This is a genomic window from Micromonospora sp. NPDC047670, assembly GCF_043204915.1.
Taxonomy (GTDB): Bacteria; Actinomycetota; Actinomycetes; order Mycobacteriales; family Micromonosporaceae; genus Micromonospora.
Genome location: NZ_JBIDDA010000017.1, coordinates 68,103 through 83,302, shown reverse-complemented (window position 1 = coordinate 83,302; position 15,200 = coordinate 68,103). Strand labels below are relative to the sequence as shown.

The following is a 15,200-nucleotide window of genomic DNA, read 5'->3' as shown; positions in this document are numbered from 1 at the left end:
GCCACTCGTGACCACCGTCGCACCCAAGCCGGTCGTGACCCGGCCCTGGCCGGTCCGAGCGCCGGTCAAGGGGTCGGCCATCGCGCGGCTGCTGCGGACCACGGACGCGAAGCAGATCGGGATCATGTACATGGTCACCGCGTTCGCGTTCTTCATGATCGGCGGCCTGATGGCCCTGATCATGCGGGCCGAGCTCGCCCGACCCGGGCTGCAGTTCCTGTCGCCCGAGCAGTACAACCAGCTGTTCACCATGCACGGCACGATCATGCTGCTGTTCTTCGCGACGCCGATCGTGTTCGCCTTCGCGAACTACGTCGTGCCGCTGCAGATCGGCGCGCCGGACGTGTCGTTTCCCCGGCTGAACAGCTTCGCCTACTGGCTGTTCCTCTTCGGCGGCACGATGGCGACCCTCGGCTTCATCACCCCGGGTGGCGCCGCCGACTTCGGCTGGACCGCCTACACGCCGCTGAGCAACGTCGAGCACTCCCCGGGCGTCGGCGGCAACCTGTGGGTCGTGGGCCTCGTCATCTCCGGTCTGGGCTCGATCCTCGGCGCGGTCAACCTGATCACCACGATCCTGACCCTGCGCGCGCCCGGCATGACGATGTTCCGGATGCCGATCTTCACCTGGAACATGCTGGTCACCAGCCTCCTGGTGATCCTGGTCTTCCCGCTGCTGGCCGCCGCGCTCATGGCGCTGGCCGCGGACCGCATCCTCGGCGCCCACGTCTACGACCCGGCGACCGGCGGACCGATGCTGTGGCAGCACCTCTTCTGGTTCTTCGGCCACCCCGAGGTGTACATCATCGCGCTGCCGTTCTTCGGCATCATCAGCGAGATCATCCCGGTCTTCTCCCGCAAGCCGATCTTCGGCTACAAGGGTCTGGTCGCCGCCACCATCGCCATCGCCGCGCTGTCGATGAGCGTCTGGGCGCACCACATGTTCTCCACCGGCCAGGTGCTGCTGCCCTTCTTCAGCTTCCTGAGCTACCTGATCGCCGTGCCGACCGGTATGAAGTTCTTCAACTGGATCGGCACCATGTGGCGGGGCCAGGTCAGCTTCGAGACGCCGATGCTCTTCTCGATCGGCTTCCTGGTGACCTTCCTCTTCGGTGGTCTCACCGGTGTGCTGCTGGCCAGCCCGCCGCTCGACTTCCACCTGCACGACTCGTACTTCGTGGTGGCGCACTTCCACTACGTGCTCTTCGGCACGATCGTGTTCGCCGTCTTCGCCGGCATCTACTTCTGGTTCCCGAAGATGTTCGGCCGGATGCTCGATGAGCGGCTGGGCAAGGTGCACTTCTGGCTGACCATGATCGGCTTCCACACCACGTTCCTGGTGCAGCACTGGCTGGGCAACGAGGGCATGCCGCGTCGGTACGCCGACTACCTGCCCAGCGACGGGTTCACCACGCTGAACATGATCTCCACGATCGGCGCGTTCATCACCGGTATCTCGACGCTGCCGTTCATCTACAACTGCTGGAAGTCGTACAAGGCCGGGCCGGTCGTCGAGGTCGACGACCCCTGGGGCCACGGCAACTCGCTGGAGTGGGCGACCACCTCGCCGCCCCCGCTGCGGAACTTCGACCGCATGCCGCGGATCCGCTCGGAGCGGCCGGCGTTCGACCACAAGTTCCCGGAGCTGGCCGCCGGCCAGTCGCTGGCCGGCCCGCCGGAGGGCGGCGCGAAGCCGCTGACCAGCGAGTCCGACGGCGGCGCGAGCTACCAGGAGGACGTCGCCTCCGACGTCGACCGGCACTGACGCTCAGCACCACGTACGACGGGCGCCACCCCCACCAGGGGTCGGCGCCCGTCGCCGTTTCCGCCCCCGTTTCTCCCGCCCCCGCTTTGTTCCGGCCCGCTCCTCCCGCTCCCGGTCGAGTCGGCAACCTCGGGGAAGGCGCTGCCTCAGCCGGCGTCGAGGCAGCGTTCTCCCCGAAGTTGCCGGGCCGGGCCGCGGACCCGACGGCTCGGAATGAGGGTGGCGGCCCGGACGGGACGGCCAGTGAGCCCGGGGTGGCCCGGCCGGGGTGGGACCGGGGGCTGGCTCGGGGCGGGACGGGGTGGGCTGGTCCGGGTGCGACTGCTGGCATGGTGGCCCGAGGCGGCCCGGAGCGGGGCCGGCGGCCCGGAGGTGGCCCGAGGCGGCCCGGAGCGGGCCCGGCGGCCCGGAGGGAAACCCGGCCCCTCCGGGCTACCGCAGGGTGCGTCAGCCGACGGCCGGGGCCAGCTCGGGCTCGGCCTCGGACGTGACCGGGACGGCCGTCCGGCGGCGTCGCAGCTCGATCGGGAGCACGGCAAGCGCCACCAGCGCGCCGATCGCGCCGGTGACCGCGAAGCCCCAGGCCGGTGCGGAGACGTCGATCACGGCGCCGGCGAGCGGGGCACCCACGGCGATGCCGACGGTGACCGCCGAGCCGTGCAGGCCCATCGCCTCCCCGCGTACGGGGGCGGGGACGAGCCGGCTCACCGCGTCGGCGGTGGCCGCGAGGGTCGGCGCGCAGAGCGCCCCGGCGGGGATCAGCGCCAGGCAGAGCAGCCACCAGTGCGCCCCGCCCAGCCCGACCGGGATGGTGCAGAGGCTGAGCGCGGCCATCAGGGCCAGCGGCGAGAAGGAGCGGCTGACGGCCCCGTACGCGAAGCCGCCGACCAGCGAGGCGACCGCCCACACGGCCAGGACCGCGCCCGTCCACCCGACGTCGCCGCTCTCCCGGAGCACGGCGACCACGGCCACGTCGGTGCCGCCGAGCACCAGCGTGCCGGCGGCGCTGATCGCCAGCACGGCGAGCAGCCGCGGGGTGAGCCACGCCCGGCGGGGCACCTTCGGTTGCGGCCCGGTCGGCTCGCCGCCGCCCCGGACGGGCGGGTTCAGCAGCCAGAACGCGATGCCGGAGGCGACGATCCCGGCGCCGACCAGATAGAGGGTCGTGCGGGCGGAGATCGCGGTGACCGCGGCCACGGCCAGCGCGGGGCCGACCATGAACGACAGCTCCACCGACATCGAGTCCAGCGCGTAGGCGGGGCGCCGCCGCTCCGGCGGCACCATCGCCGCGATGGACTGCCGGACCACCGAGAAGATCGGCAGGGCGAGGGAGCCGGCGAGGAACGCGGCCGGCAGCAGCAGCGGGTAGGGCAGCATCGGCGCGGTCGACCAGAAGACCGCCTCGGCGATCCCGGTCAGCACGAGCACCGGCCGCAGGCCGCGCCGGTCGACCAGCCGGCCGAGCAGCGGGCCGCCGATCGCGGCGCCCACGGTGATGGCCGCGCCGACGAGCCCCGCCGCCCCGTAGCCGCGCCCGAGGTCGAGCACGACGTAGAAGGTCAGGGTCACGCCGGTCGCGGTGAGCGGGACGCGGGCGAGCACCGACACCAGCAGCAACGACCGGAGACCGGGCAGAGCGAGCGCCTCCCGGTAAGGCTTCAGGTTCATGTCGGTGCGTACCTCCGCCCGACATCCTCGGCCCGGGGTAAGACACCCGCCAACGAATTACCGCCTCATGCGGCCCTGATCACAGGCTTTCCGCGCATCGTGACCCCGGCGTCCTCCATGGCCCGCAGCGCCACGTCGGTGGTGCCCGGCGCGACGCCGGCGGTGAGGCCCAGCAGCACGGTGGTGGCGAAGCCCTCCCGGGCGGCGTCCAGGGCGGTGGCCCGGACGCAGTGGTCGGTGGCGATGCCGACCAGTTCGACCGTGTCCACCCCGTGCCGGCGCAGCCAGTCGGCCAGGCACTCGCCGTCGTCGGCGTGCCCCTCGAAGCCCGAGTACGCCGCCGCGTGCTCGCCCTTGTGGAAGATCGCCTCGATCCGGTCGGTCGCCAGGTCCGGGTGGAACTCGGAGCCCGGCGTGCCCACCACGCAGTGCCGCGGCCAGGAGTCCACGAAGTCCGGCGGGTCGCCGAAGTGCGCGCCCGGGTCCACGTGGTAGTCCTTCGTCGCCACCACGTGGTCCCAGCGGCCCGGCTCGGCCGCGAGCAGGCGGGTGATGCCGGCCGCCACGCCGGCCCCGCCGCCGACCGCCAGCGAGCCGCCCTCGCAGAAGTCGTTCTGCACGTCCACGATGATCAGCGCGTTGCCCACCGGAGTGCTCCTTTCAGTCGGCCGGTACGACCGTGACCGGGATGGCCGGGTCGCCGGCGGAGAGCTTCAGCCCCTCCCAGGGGATGGAGATCAGGCACTGCCGCAGGTGCTCGCGCGACTCGTCCAGGGACGGCAGGTCGACCGGCTCGCCCCCGACCAGGAACGGCCGCTGCAACAGCCGGTCGTTGGGCTGCCGGTCCGGCACGCCCTGCGGCACGATGACCTCCTCGGTGGCGGTGCCGGTCGGCTTGTGCCGGCGTACGGCCACCTTCCGGCCGCCGATGGTGGCCTTGCGCTCGGAGCGCTTCACCACCGCGCGCCCGTCGACCTCGACCAGCTTGTAGACCAGCCCGGCGGTGGGCGCACCGGAGCCCGTGACCACGGCGGTGCCCGCGCCGTACATGTCGACGGGCTCGGCGGCGAGGGAGGCGATGGCGTACTCGTCGAGGTCGCCGGAGACGATGATCTTCGTCTCGGTGGCGCCGAGCGAGTCGAGCAGCTCGCGGGACTGCTGCGCGATCACGGCGAGGTCGCCCGAGTCGATCCGGACCGCCCGCAGGTCGGGCCCGGCCACCGCGATCGCGTTGCGGATGCCCTGGCTGATGTCGTACGTGTCGACGAGCAGCGTGGTCTCCTTGCCCAGCGTGGCGACCTGCGAGGCGAACGCGGCCCGCTCGTCGTCGTGCAGCAGGGTGAACGCGTGCGCGGCGGTGCCGGCGGTCGGGATGCCGTACCGCTGCCCGGCGGCGAGGTTGGAGGTGAACCGGAACCCGGCCAGGTACGCGGCCCGCGCCGCGGCCACCGCCGCCTCCTCGTGCGCCCGCCGGGAGCCCATCTCGATCAGGGTCCGCCCCCGGGCCGCGGTGACCATCCGCGCGGCGGCGGCCGCCACGGCGCTGTCGTAGTTGAGCACCGAGAGGACCAGCGTCTCCAGCACCACGCACTCGGCGAAGCCGCCGGAGACGGTGAGGATCGGCGAGCCGGGGAAGAACAGCTCGCCCTCGGCGTAGCCGTCGATGTCGCCGGTGAAGCGGTAGTCGCGCAGCCAGGCGGCGGCCTGCTCGTCGACCACCCCGGTGCGGCGCAGGAACTCGATCTCGTCGGCGTCGAAGCGGAAGTCGCGGATCATCTCGACCAGCCGGCCGGTGCCGGCGACCACCCCGTAGCGCCGGCCGGCGGGCAGCCGGCGGTTGAAGACCTCGAAGACGCAGCGGCGGTCGGCGGTGCCGTCCCGCAGGGCGGCGCTGACCATCGTCAGCTCGTAGTGGTCGGTCAGCAGCGCGGGGCGAAGGGTGCTCACCGCCCCAGCCTAGAGTTCACTCCGATTCCCCGCCCTCGTGGCCCGGGATCGCGCGCAGGGCGGCGCGCAGCTCGGCGCGTCCGGCCACGCCGAGCTTGCTGTAGATCCGCTGGAGGTGGTTCTCCACCGTGCGGGCGGAGAGGTAGAGCCGCTCCGCGATGGCCCGGCTGGTCACCCCGTCCGCGGCGAGCCGGGCCACCTGCCACTCGCGCTCGGTCAGCGCGGGCGCCCCGGCCTGCAACGCCGGCGTGCGGATCAGGTCGCAGCGGCCGAGCAGGGCGGCCAGGCGTTCCCTGGCCGCGGCCGCCGCCGGGGACCGCCGCCGGCGCAGCCGGTCCAGGGCCGCGGCGGTCGCCTCCGCCGCGTACACGGCCAGGTCCAGCGCCTCGAAGCCGTCGGCCACCGCGAGCAGTTCGTCGGCGGAGTCGCCCGCGGCGGCCCGGGCGTGCCGGGCGAGCAGCGGCGGCAGGTCCCCGTCGACCCGTTCGGAGAGCTCGGCCAGCCGCTGCGCGACCGTGCGCCGGCTGCCGTCCGAGCAGATCGGGCCGACCGGGGTGGTCGCCCGGTCCAGCCGGACCAGGTCGTGCAGCACGTGCACCTCGTGACCGGCGAAGCCGTCCGCGCGCAGCCGGTCGGCCAGCCCGGTCAGGTGCTTGACGGCGCCGGGCACGTCGCCGCCGGCGGCCAGCACCGCGCCGCGGGCCTGCTCCAGCCACGGGTAGAGCACCGCCATGCCGGGCGCGTGGGTGCGGTCGGCCTCCGCCATCGCCTCGGCCGCCTGCGCGCCGTCGCCGCGCAGCGCCGCCGCCTGGGCCCGTTCGGCCTGGGCCAGCCCGGCGTACACCCGGCTGGTGGCGAGGACCGCGCACGCCTCGAGGCTGGTCCGCAGCGCCGCGTCGCTCTGGCCCCGCAGGCGGGCCGCGTACGCCTGGAGGATGGCCAGGTAGCCGGTGCCCAGCCGGAAGTCCCCGGCGCCGGCCAGGTCGGCGAACTCGTCGGCCACGATCGCGTCGATGCCGGCGAGGTCGCCGGCGAGCGCCAGCCGGGTGCCGCGGGCGAGTTCCAGGGCCAGTTGCAGGTACGGCATGTCGGCCCGCCAGCGGCCCGCCTCGGCCTGCACCCGGTTGATCGCGGTGGCGCTGCGGTGCAGCTGGCCCTGCGCCGCCTGGAGGTAGGCGATGGTGCTGCGGGCCAGTTCCCGGGCGGCGACGCTGGCCGCCGGCCGGTCCAGCACCGTCTGCCCGAGCCGCAGCGCGATGCCGGTGTCCAGCCGGTGCAGCCGCATGATGCCCTCGAAGGCCAGCACCCGGGCCTGGTCGGCGGAGTCGGCCAGGGTCGACCTGCGGGCCGCGATCTCCTCCACCGTGGACTCCCGGCTCAGGCCCCAGTAGCTGACCATGCCCCGCACGGTCAGCCAGCGGCTCAGCCGCCGGTCGCCCCGGATGTCGGCGGAGACCGCGTCGAGGACCTCGATCGCCTCCTCCGGCCGGTCGGCGAACATCAGGATGGTGGCCAGCAGCTCCGCGGCGTCGAAGCCGCCGCCGGCGTCGAGCGCCGCGCGGGCCAGCCGGGTCGCCAGCGGTACGTCGTAGCGCGCGAACGCCTGCCCGGCCGCGTCGAGCAGCAGGGCCGAATCCTGCGCGGTGCCGGAGTCGAGCCGCCAGACGGCCACCCGGAGCAGGTCGTCGCGGCGCCGCTTGCCGACCTGCTCCAGCAGCTCGGCGAGGCGCGCCTGCAACCGGCGGGTCCGGCTGACCGGGCAGCGGCGGCGCATCACCTCGCCGTAGAGGGGGTGTGCCAGCCGCACGTTCGCCCGCCGGTCGTCGCGGACCACGACGATCAGCCCGCGCTCCTCGGCGAGCTCCACGTCCGCCGGGTCGACGGCCTGGTTGAGCAGGTGCAGGCCGAGCGGCTCGCCGAAGGCGACCAGCTCGACCACCGCGCGGACGCCCGGGGTGAGCTGCCCGATCCGCGTGTCGATCAGGTCGGTGAGGTTGGGCGCCAGCTCCAGCCGGCCGGTCCACTTCCAGATCCCGTAGGTGCGGGTCAGCTCCCCGCGGTCGGCGGCGAACACCAGCTCGCGCAGCAGCAGCGGGTTGCCCGCCGAGAGCCGGCCCAGCCGGTCGGCGGAGGTGGCGTCGACCGGCCCGTCCAGGATCTCGGAGAGCAGCCGGGTGGTCTCGGCCGGCGCCAGCGGGTTCAGCTCGACGTGGTCGACGAGGTCGTCGGTCCACAGGGCCCGGATCGGCAGGGGGAGCTGCTCGCCGTCGCGCAGCGTGCCGATCACCGTGGCGTTGTCCGCGCGGGCGACCAGGTGCACCAGCGCGGCCGACGGCGGGTCGAGCAGGTGCGCGTCGTCGATCGCGAGGACGATCCGGCGGCCGGCCGCCTGCTGTTGCAGCACGTCCACCGCCCAGCGCAGGATGCCGGCCGGGGACAGGCCCTGCGGCTGCTCGGCCGGGAGCACCTGGACCAGACCGCCGAACGGCAGCGCGGCGGTGGTGGCGCTGGCCGCGATCCACCAGACCGCGTACCTGTCGCGGGGCAGGGCCGCCACCCCCTCGCGCAGCAGGCGGCTCTTGCCGATGCCCGCGCTCCCGCTGAAGAAGAGGCCCCGCCCCTCCGTGCCGGTCACCGCCGACAACAGACGGTCGAGCTCATCCGTTCGGCCGACGAAACTCCACCGACTCATCGAGGCAGCATAGCCATCGAAATCCGTCCGCGCTCGCATCGTCACGCAGCGAAGTTGAGTAATCTCACGGTTACTGCTGAGTATCCGAAGTGTTCGGGCAGGGGCCCTGGTCGCCCGTACTCTTCCGGCATCCGGGTGCCCGCACCGGACGATTCCACGCGGCCGGCCGCTGCCGGTCGCCTGCCATGGGAGGCCGCTCTCGATGAAGCCCGGTCCTCTCCCCGCGGTCGACGTGCCCGACGACATGGGCGGCGCCGCCAGGCCACCGCACTGCGGCCCGTTGCCCACCAGGCTCGGGGTGACCGAGCCGCGGCCGGAGGAACCGCTGGCCGTGGTCGCCGTGGGCCCGACCGGCGCCGGTCGGCCCGAGGTCCTCGCCGACGTGCTCCGGCTGGATCCCGGCATGCTCTCCGTGCCGGCCGGCAGTTGGCTGGTGGTGAAGCACTCCCGGGTGCCGACCCGGGCCGCCTACGTCCCCGGCTACCGGCAGCCCCACTCGTACGGGGCCGACCGGCTGGCCGCCGGCCCGGCGCTGGCCCGTCCGCCGCGTCGCGTCGAGCTGAGCGTGCCCGAGCCGCTGCTGCGGCACTTCACCGTCGTCGACACGCCGGACACGGGCGCCCTCGGGGTGGCCGGCACCCGGTTGCTGCTCGACGCGGCGGGCCGGTCCGGGGCGCTGCTCTTCGTGATCGCCGCCGACCAGGCGTTCACCGCCGTCGAGCTGAACCTGCTCGCCGAGGTGGCCCGCGCCCGGGTGGAGGTCTTCTTCGCGGTCACCCCGGGCCCGGCGGGGTGGGCCCCGGTGCCCGAGACCACGGCGACGACGGAGGGCACGGGGGCGTCCGTCGCGCCGATCGGGTCGGCTTGCGGGCCGGCCCCGGTGGACCCGGTCGCGGTCACCGTCGAGGCGCACCGGGCGGCTCTGCTGGCCGCCGTTCCGGCGCTCGCCCGCGCCCGCTGGTTCCCGGTCGCCGGTGGCGACGGGGCGGACCTGCGCCGGGCCCTGGTGGGTTGGGCCGCCGACGAGGGGCTGCGGCGGGCCAGCGCCGACCCGCCGGTGCTGCCCGGGGCACACGGCCGGGTGGCGGTGGCCGCCGACCCCGGCGACTGGTCCGAGCGGCTCGACCGGCAGGCCCGCTCCTGCGCCCAGCGCATCCGCCAGCACCTCGCCCTGGAGCTGGCGAACACCCACCTGCGGGTGGTGCAGGAGATCGTCTTCGGCGTCGGCTGCGCCGGCCTGCCGCAGCTGCTCGACCGGGAGATGGAGGCGCTGTCGCTGCTGGCGACCGCCCAGTGCGACCACGCGGTCCACCGGCTCGTCGAGGACGCCGCCGGCCGCGTCCTCGGGGCGCCGCTGTCCGCGGGCGTACGCCGGCGCCTCTTCTTCGCGGTGCGCTGGGGTCTGGCCGACCACCGGGCCGACGACGAGCTGGACCGGGTCCTGCTGGTCACCAGCACCGGGGGCGTGGCCGGGCTGACCGGCGCCGGCGCGACCGACGCCCTGGCGAGCTGTCCCGGCGCCGAGCGGGCCGAGGTGCTCCCGCCCGTCGCGGTGGCCCTCTCCGGCGGCTGCTGGCAACACTGGCGCAGCCCCGGCAACCACGATCCGAACGCCGCCCGGGCCTGGGCGCAGCGCGCGCTGCGCGAGGTCGAGCTGGAGCTGTCCCGGGAGGTGTCCCGGCGGCTCGAGGTGGTCCGCCTCTCGCTGGACGGGGTGCTTGCCGATGCGGTCGACCACGGCATCCTGCTCGCCTGACGGCGGCCGCACCCCCCGCGCCGCCGGCTCCGCGCCGGGGCCGTCGCGGGCCGCCTCCGACGTGCCCGGCCAGGCCGGACGTGGTGATCCGCGGCGGTCCGGCGTTCCGGTTCCTCGGTTCGCCGAATCCGGTGGCACGATGGGGGGCATGGCGGCTCCGCAGGTTGCACCGGTCGAGACGCCGGACACCGATGAGGTGCCGGCGTCCGACCGGCCGTGGGTGACGATCGTGTGGGACGACCCGGTCAACCTCATGACCTACGTGACCTGGGTGTTCCAGAAGCTCTTCGGCTACAGCCGGGAGAAGGCCGAGCAGCTCATGCTCGACGTGCACCACAAGGGGCGTGCCGTCGTCTCCAGCGGCGCCCGGGAGCGGATGGAGCACGACGCGTCGCAGCTGCACGCGTACGGGCTGTGGGCGACGGTGGATCGGTCGTGAGCATGTTCCGTCGCCAGGGCGACCGCTACGTCGCCACCTTCGCCGTCGACGAGGTCCGGGTGCTGCGCAAGGTCGCCTCCGAGGTGGTCGGCCTGCTGACGGACGGCTTCGACCACTCCGACCCGGTGGTCGGCCGGCTCTTCCCCGAGGTCTACCCGGAGGACCCGTCCGGCACCGCCGAGTTCCGCCGCTACACGGAGGGCGACCTCAAGACGGGCAAGATCGACCAGGCCGGCGCGATACTGGCCGCGCTGCCCGACTCCGCCGGCGGCGAGGTGCGCCTCGACGCGGAGGCGGCCGAGGCGTGGCTGCGGGCGCTCAACGACGCCCGGCTGGCGATGGGCGTCCGGCTGGAGATCAAGGACGGCACGGACCTCGGCGAGGAGCTCGACGACGCGGTCGCCGAGGATCCGACATCCAGCCGGGTGTTCCAACTGTCGGTCTACGCGTACCTCGGGTATCTCCAGGAGTCCCTGCTCAACGCCTTGATCGACTAGGCGTGACCGCCGCCACCTTAAGGTCGCGGCAGGTACGCGTTAGGCTGGACCACGTGCTGAGCATCGACCGGTCGATCGTCGACGCGATCGTCGCCCACGCGCGTCGGGACCACCCCGACGAGGCGTGCGGCGTGGTCGCCGGTCCCGCCGGCAGCGACACCCCCACCCGGCACATCCCGATGGACAACGCCGCCCGCTCCATGACGTTCTACGAGTTCGACTCCATGGAGCAGTTGCGGGTCTGGCGCGAGATGGACGACCGGGACGAGGAGCCCGTCGTCATCTACCACTCGCACACCGCCACGGAGGCCTACCCGTCCCGGACGGACATCTCCTTCGCCGGCGAGCCGGGCGCGCACTACCTCCTCGTCTCCACCCGCGAGCCCGACACGGAGGAGATCCGCTCCTTCCGCATCGTCGACGGCGTGGTGACCGAGGAGCCGGTGCGCATCCTCGACGCGGGGGTGGATCCGCACGCCGTGCAGTCCTACATGTTCGGGCAGAGCCCGGCGACGGTCGACTACGAGTGTTCCGGCCGCTGACCCAGCGCCGCGTCACCCGTCCACGTCCCCGTCACCATCCGGCACACCCGATCATCACCGAGGAGCACGACACCATGGCCATCGAGGTTCGCATCCCCACCATCCTGCGCAGCTACACCGGCGGCGCGAAGGTCGTCGAGGGCGCCGGCGACACGCTGGGCGACCTGCTCACAGACCTGGACTCCCGGCACGCCGGCCTGAAGGCCCGGCTGGTCACCGACGCCGGGGCGCTGCACCGCTTCGTCAACGTCTACGTCAACGACGAGGACGTCCGCTTCCTCGGCGCGCTGGACGCCAAGCTCAACGACGGCGACAGCGTGACCGTCCTGCCGGCCGTCGCCGGTGGCGCGTTCGGCTTCGCCGCCGCGGCGGCGATCGCCGGCCACCGCGCGTCCGTCGCCGCCGGCTGAGGCGACCGCGATGGCGCGGTACGACAGCCTGCTCGACGCCTGCGGCGGCACGCCCCTGGTCGGCCTGCCCCGGCTCTCCCCGACGGTGCCCGAGGGCGCGCCGCCGGTGCGGCTCTGGGCGAAGCTGGAGGACCGGAACCCGACCGGCAGCATCAAGGACCGGGCGGCCCTGTTCATGGTCCGGGCGGCGGAGGAGGCGGGTCGGCTCCGACCGGGCGACACCATCCTCGAACCGACCAGCGGCAACACGGGCATCTCCCTGGCCATGGTGGCGAAGCTGCGCGGCTACCGGCTGGTCTGCGTGATGCCGGAGAATGTCTCCACCGAGCGGGTGCAGCTGCTCCGGATGTACGGCGCGGAGATCATCTTCTCGCCGGCCGCCGGCGGCTCGAACCAGGCGGTGGCCACCGCCAAGCAGATCGCGGTCGAGCACCCCGACTGGGTGATGCTCTTCCAGTACGGCAACGAGGCGAACGCCCGCGCGCACTACGAGACCACGGGGCCCGAGCTGCTGCACGACCTGCCCACGATCACCCACTTCGTGGCGGGCCTCGGCACCACCGGGACGCTGATGGGCACCGGGCGTTACCTGCGCGAGAAGGTGGACGGGATCCAGGTCGTCGCGGCCGAGCCGCGCTACGGCGAGCTGGTCTACGGGCTGCGCAACATCGACGAGGGCTACGTACCGGAGCTCTACGACGCCACGGTGCTGTCGCGGCGCTTCTCCGTCGGCACCCGGGACGCCGTGCTGCGGACCCGCCAACTGGTGGAGGTGGAGGGCATCTTCGCCGGCTTCTCCACCGGCGCGATCCTGCACGCCGCCCTGGCGGTGGCGCACGAGGCGGTCCGCGACGGCCGTCGCGCCGACGTGGCGTTCGTGGTCGCCGACGGCGGTTGGAAGTACCTCTCCACCGGAGCGTACGGCGGCACCCTCGCCGACGCCGAGGACGCGCTGGAGGGCCAGCTCTGGGCCTGAGGACGCCGCCGCAGGGTCGCCGCCGCGCGCCGGTGACCCTGCCGGCGGCCACCGGTCCCGGCGGCCGGTGTCCTCACTCAGCGCTACCGTTGGATGCCGGCCCGTCACGCGTCCCGCGCGGGTGCGGTGGCGGGCCCGGAGCGGGTGTCACGTTGGTGACAACTTCCGGTGGATGATTCTTGCCGCCCGCTGGGCGAGCGTAGGCTGCGCAGCGTGGCGTACGCGTCGGTAGAGATCATCGAGAGACCGATCGTCGGCGCGGGCACTACTCGGCGTGACAGCGAGACGACTCGATGCGCCTGACTGTGCTGGGCTGCGCCGGCAGTTTCCCCGGACCCGAGTCCCCCTGCTCGGCCTACCTGGTCGAGGCGGACGGCTTCCGGCTGCTGCTCGACTTCGGCTCCGGGTCGCTGTCCAACCTCCAGCGCTACGCGGGGCTGCACGCCCCCGACGCGATCCTCCTGACCCACCTGCACTGCGACCACATCCTCGACGCGGCGTCGTACGTGGTGGTCCGGCGCTACGCCCCGGACGGCCCCTACCCGCCGCTGCCGGTCTACGCCCCGTCCGGCGCGCCCGACCGGCTGGCCGCCGCGTACGGGCAGGAGGACAGCACCGTCGAGGACGTGTACCAGTTCTACGCCCTCCAGCCCGGCACCTTCCCGATCGGCCCGTTCACCGTCACCGTCGACCGGGTGAACCATCCCGTCGAGACGTACGGCGTCCGGCTGGAGCGCGGCGGCCGGGTGCTCTGCTACTCCTCGGACACGGCGCCCTGCGAGGCGCTGCTCCGCCTCGCCCAGGACGCCGACGTCTTCCTCTGCGAGGCGAGCTACCTGGACGGCGTGGACAACCCGCCCGACCTGCACCTGACCGGCCGGGAGGCCGGCGAGGCGGCGACCAAGGCGGCAGTCGGCCGGCTGCTGCTGACCCACCTGGTGGCCGCCTGGGGCAGCGAGGCGCACACCGTGGAGTCGGCGGGCGCCGCCTACGCCGGTCCCCTCGAAGTGGTCCGGCCCGGCGCCAGCTACGAGATCTGACCTGTCGTGCCTGCGGGTCGGGACACCGCGGGGCGGTTCGATCACGGCACCGCATAAGGTGCAGGCATGGCACGACCTGACGGGCGCCGGCCCGACGCACTCCGACCTGTGACGCTGACCCGGGGCTGGAGCACCCATCCGGAGGGCTCGGTACTCGTGGAGTTCGGTGACACCCGGGTGCTCTGCACCGCCAGCGTGACCGAGGGGGTGCCCCGCTGGCGCAAGGGCTCCGGGCTCGGCTGGGTCACCGCCGAGTACGCGATGCTGCCCCGCGCCACCAACACCCGCTCCGACCGGGAGAGCGTGAAGGGGCGCGTCGGCGGGCGTACCCACGAGATCTCCCGGCTGATCGGCCGGAGCCTGCGGGCGTCGATCGACCTGAAGGCGCTCGGCGAGAACTCGATCGTGCTCGACTGCGACGTGCTCCAGGCCGACGGCGGCACCCGCACCGCGGCGATCACCGGCGCGTACGTGGCCCTGCACGACGCGGTCACCTGGCTGGCGGGGCGCAAGGCGCTGGCCGGCAAGCCGGAGAAGGTGATGCACCGCTCGGTGGCCGCCGTCAGCGTCGGGGTCATCGACGGCGAGCCCCGGCTCGACCTGAACTACGCCGAGGACGTGACCGCCGAGGTCGACATGAACGTGGTCTGCACCGGCGCCGGCGAGTTCGTCGAGGTACAGGGCACCGGGGAGGCGGGCGTGTTCGCGCGCGAGCAACTCGACGCCCTGCTCGACCTGGCCGTCGCCGGCTGCGTGGAACTGGCCGAGGCCCAGCGGAAGGCGCTCCTCTCGTGAGCGCGAGGAGTGAGCTCGCGAGCCCCGCGGCCGCGAACAAAGGTGAGGTCTGATGAACAAGGTGCTGCTCGCCACCCGTAACCGCAAGAAGCTCGTCGAGCTGCAGCGGATCCTCGACGGCGCGCTCGGCGCGCACCGCGTCGCCCTGCTCGGCCTCGACGACGTCGAGGAATACCCGGAGCTGCCCGAGACCGGCCTGACCTTCGGCGAGAACGCCCTGATCAAGGCGAGGGAGGGGTGCCGGCGCACCGGCCTGCCCACGATCGCCGACGACTCCGGCCTCGCCGTCGACGCGCTGAACGGCATGCCGGGCGTGTTCAGCGCCCGCTGGGCCGGCCGGCACGGCGACGACCAGGCCAACCTCCAGCTGGTGCTGGACCAGATCGCGGACCTCCCCGACGAGCACCGGGGCGCGTCCTTCGTCTGCACGGTGGCCCTGGTGCTGCCCGGCGGCAAGGAGCACCTGGTCGACGGCCGGCAGAGCGGCCGGCTGCTGCGCACGCCGCGCGGCGACGGCGGCTTCGGCTACGACCCGATCTTCCTGGGCGACGGGCAGGACCGCACCAACGCCGAGCTGACGCCGCAGGAGAAGGACGCGATCAGCCACCGCGGCAAGGCGCTGCGCGAGCTGGCCAAGCTGGTCGCCAAGGTGCTGCCCCCGGCCACCGCCTGA

Annotated in this window: 14 protein-coding genes; 10 read left to right on the top strand and 4 right to left on the bottom strand. The window is 73.7% G+C overall.

Annotated features, from left to right (window positions below):
• Window positions 1-7 precede the first annotated feature (7 nt).
• On the top strand, window positions 8-1,765 hold the full coding sequence (ctaD, locus tag ACGF7U_RS28145) for a cytochrome c oxidase subunit I (RefSeq protein WP_393111710.1): 1,758 nt from the start codon (window positions 8-10) through the stop codon (window positions 1,763-1,765).
• Between the two features lie 447 nt (window positions 1,766-2,212).
• On the opposite strand, the gene ACGF7U_RS28140 is transcribed toward ctaD, so the two are convergent.
• From ACGF7U_RS28140 to ACGF7U_RS28125, 4 genes are all read right to left on the bottom strand, one after another.
• Window positions 2,213-3,433, bottom strand: coding sequence for an MFS transporter (locus ACGF7U_RS28140; RefSeq protein ID WP_393111708.1), 1,221 nt, complete (start codon window positions 3,431-3,433; stop codon window positions 2,213-2,215).
• 65 nt (window positions 3,434-3,498) lie between these two features.
• The gene (locus ACGF7U_RS28135; RefSeq protein WP_393111706.1) at window positions 3,499-4,080 is read right to left on the bottom strand and encodes an isochorismatase family protein; all 582 of its coding nucleotides are present in this window, start codon (window positions 4,078-4,080) and stop codon (window positions 3,499-3,501) included.
• A gap of 13 nt (window positions 4,081-4,093) precedes the next feature.
• Complete coding sequence (locus ACGF7U_RS28130) at window positions 4,094-5,380, bottom strand: nicotinate phosphoribosyltransferase (RefSeq protein WP_393111704.1); 1,287 nt, start codon at window positions 5,378-5,380, stop codon at window positions 4,094-4,096.
• A gap of 16 nt (window positions 5,381-5,396) precedes the next feature.
• Window positions 5,397-8,072, bottom strand: coding sequence for a LuxR C-terminal-related transcriptional regulator (locus tag ACGF7U_RS28125; protein WP_393111701.1), 2,676 nt, complete (start codon window positions 8,070-8,072; stop codon window positions 5,397-5,399).
• A 202-nt stretch (window positions 8,073-8,274) separates the two neighbouring features.
• Here ACGF7U_RS28125 and ACGF7U_RS28120 point away from each other — a divergent pair, with 202 nt between their 5' ends.
• The 9 genes from ACGF7U_RS28120 to rdgB all read left to right on the top strand — a co-directional run bounded on the left by ACGF7U_RS28120 (window position 8,275) and on the right by rdgB (window position 15,200).
• A complete protein-coding gene (locus ACGF7U_RS28120; protein ID WP_393111699.1) occupies window positions 8,275-9,828 on the top strand; it encodes a hypothetical protein in 1,554 nt (517 codons plus the stop codon).
• 148 nt (window positions 9,829-9,976) lie between these two features.
• Window positions 9,977-10,267: an ATP-dependent Clp protease adapter ClpS gene (gene clpS / locus ACGF7U_RS28115; protein WP_089001780.1), complete on the top strand. Its 291-nt coding sequence runs from the start codon at window positions 9,977-9,979 to the stop codon at window positions 10,265-10,267.
• 2 nt (window positions 10,268-10,269) lie between these two features.
• On the top strand, window positions 10,270-10,764 hold the full coding sequence (locus ACGF7U_RS28110) for a DUF2017 domain-containing protein (protein WP_393111799.1): 495 nt from the start codon (window positions 10,270-10,272) through the stop codon (window positions 10,762-10,764).
• Between the two features lie 53 nt (window positions 10,765-10,817).
• Window positions 10,818-11,306, top strand: coding sequence for a M67 family metallopeptidase (locus ACGF7U_RS28105; protein WP_350676806.1), 489 nt, complete (start codon window positions 10,818-10,820; stop codon window positions 11,304-11,306).
• 74 nt (window positions 11,307-11,380) lie between these two features.
• A complete protein-coding gene (locus ACGF7U_RS28100) occupies window positions 11,381-11,716 on the top strand; it encodes a MoaD family protein (protein ID WP_393111697.1) in 336 nt (111 codons plus the stop codon).
• Window positions 11,717-11,726: 10 nt separating this feature from the next.
• On the top strand, window positions 11,727-12,692 hold the full coding sequence (locus tag ACGF7U_RS28095) for a PLP-dependent cysteine synthase family protein (RefSeq protein ID WP_393111694.1): 966 nt from the start codon (window positions 11,727-11,729) through the stop codon (window positions 12,690-12,692).
• Between the two features lie 293 nt (window positions 12,693-12,985).
• On the top strand, window positions 12,986-13,732 hold the full coding sequence (locus ACGF7U_RS28090) for an MBL fold metallo-hydrolase (protein WP_393111691.1): 747 nt from the start codon (window positions 12,986-12,988) through the stop codon (window positions 13,730-13,732).
• A gap of 66 nt (window positions 13,733-13,798) precedes the next feature.
• Entirely contained in the window at window positions 13,799-14,527 is a 729-nt protein-coding gene (rph, locus tag ACGF7U_RS28085; protein WP_393111688.1) for a ribonuclease PH, read from the top strand.
• Window positions 14,528-14,579: 52 nt separating this feature from the next.
• Window positions 14,580-15,200, top strand: a complete 621-nt coding sequence (gene rdgB, locus ACGF7U_RS28080; RefSeq protein ID WP_393111685.1) for an RdgB/HAM1 family non-canonical purine NTP pyrophosphatase — start codon at window positions 14,580-14,582, stop codon at window positions 15,198-15,200.

Excerpts from the sequence above, each read along its gene's own strand:
- ACGF7U_RS28140 (WP_393111708.1), bottom strand. The coding sequence starts at position 3,433 with ATGAACCTGAAGCCTTACCGGGAGGCGCTCGCTCTGCCCGGTCTCCGG.
- ACGF7U_RS28125 (WP_393111701.1), bottom strand. The coding sequence starts at position 8,072 with ATGAGTCGGTGGAGTTTCGTCGGCCGAACGGATGAGCTCGACCGTCTG.
- ACGF7U_RS28120 (WP_393111699.1), top strand. The coding sequence starts at position 8,275 with ATGAAGCCCGGTCCTCTCCCCGCGGTCGACGTGCCCGACGACATGGGC.
- clpS (WP_089001780.1), top strand. The coding sequence starts at position 9,977 with ATGGCGGCTCCGCAGGTTGCACCGGTCGAGACGCCGGACACCGATGAG.
- ACGF7U_RS28110 (WP_393111799.1), top strand. The coding sequence starts at position 10,270 with ATGTTCCGTCGCCAGGGCGACCGCTACGTCGCCACCTTCGCCGTCGAC.
- ACGF7U_RS28100 (WP_393111697.1), top strand. The coding sequence starts at position 11,381 with ATGGCCATCGAGGTTCGCATCCCCACCATCCTGCGCAGCTACACCGGC.
- ACGF7U_RS28095 (WP_393111694.1), top strand. The coding sequence starts at position 11,727 with ATGGCGCGGTACGACAGCCTGCTCGACGCCTGCGGCGGCACGCCCCTG.
- ACGF7U_RS28090 (WP_393111691.1), top strand. The coding sequence starts at position 12,986 with ATGCGCCTGACTGTGCTGGGCTGCGCCGGCAGTTTCCCCGGACCCGAG.
- rph (WP_393111688.1), top strand. The coding sequence starts at position 13,799 with ATGGCACGACCTGACGGGCGCCGGCCCGACGCACTCCGACCTGTGACG.
- rdgB (WP_393111685.1), top strand. The coding sequence starts at position 14,580 with ATGAACAAGGTGCTGCTCGCCACCCGTAACCGCAAGAAGCTCGTCGAG.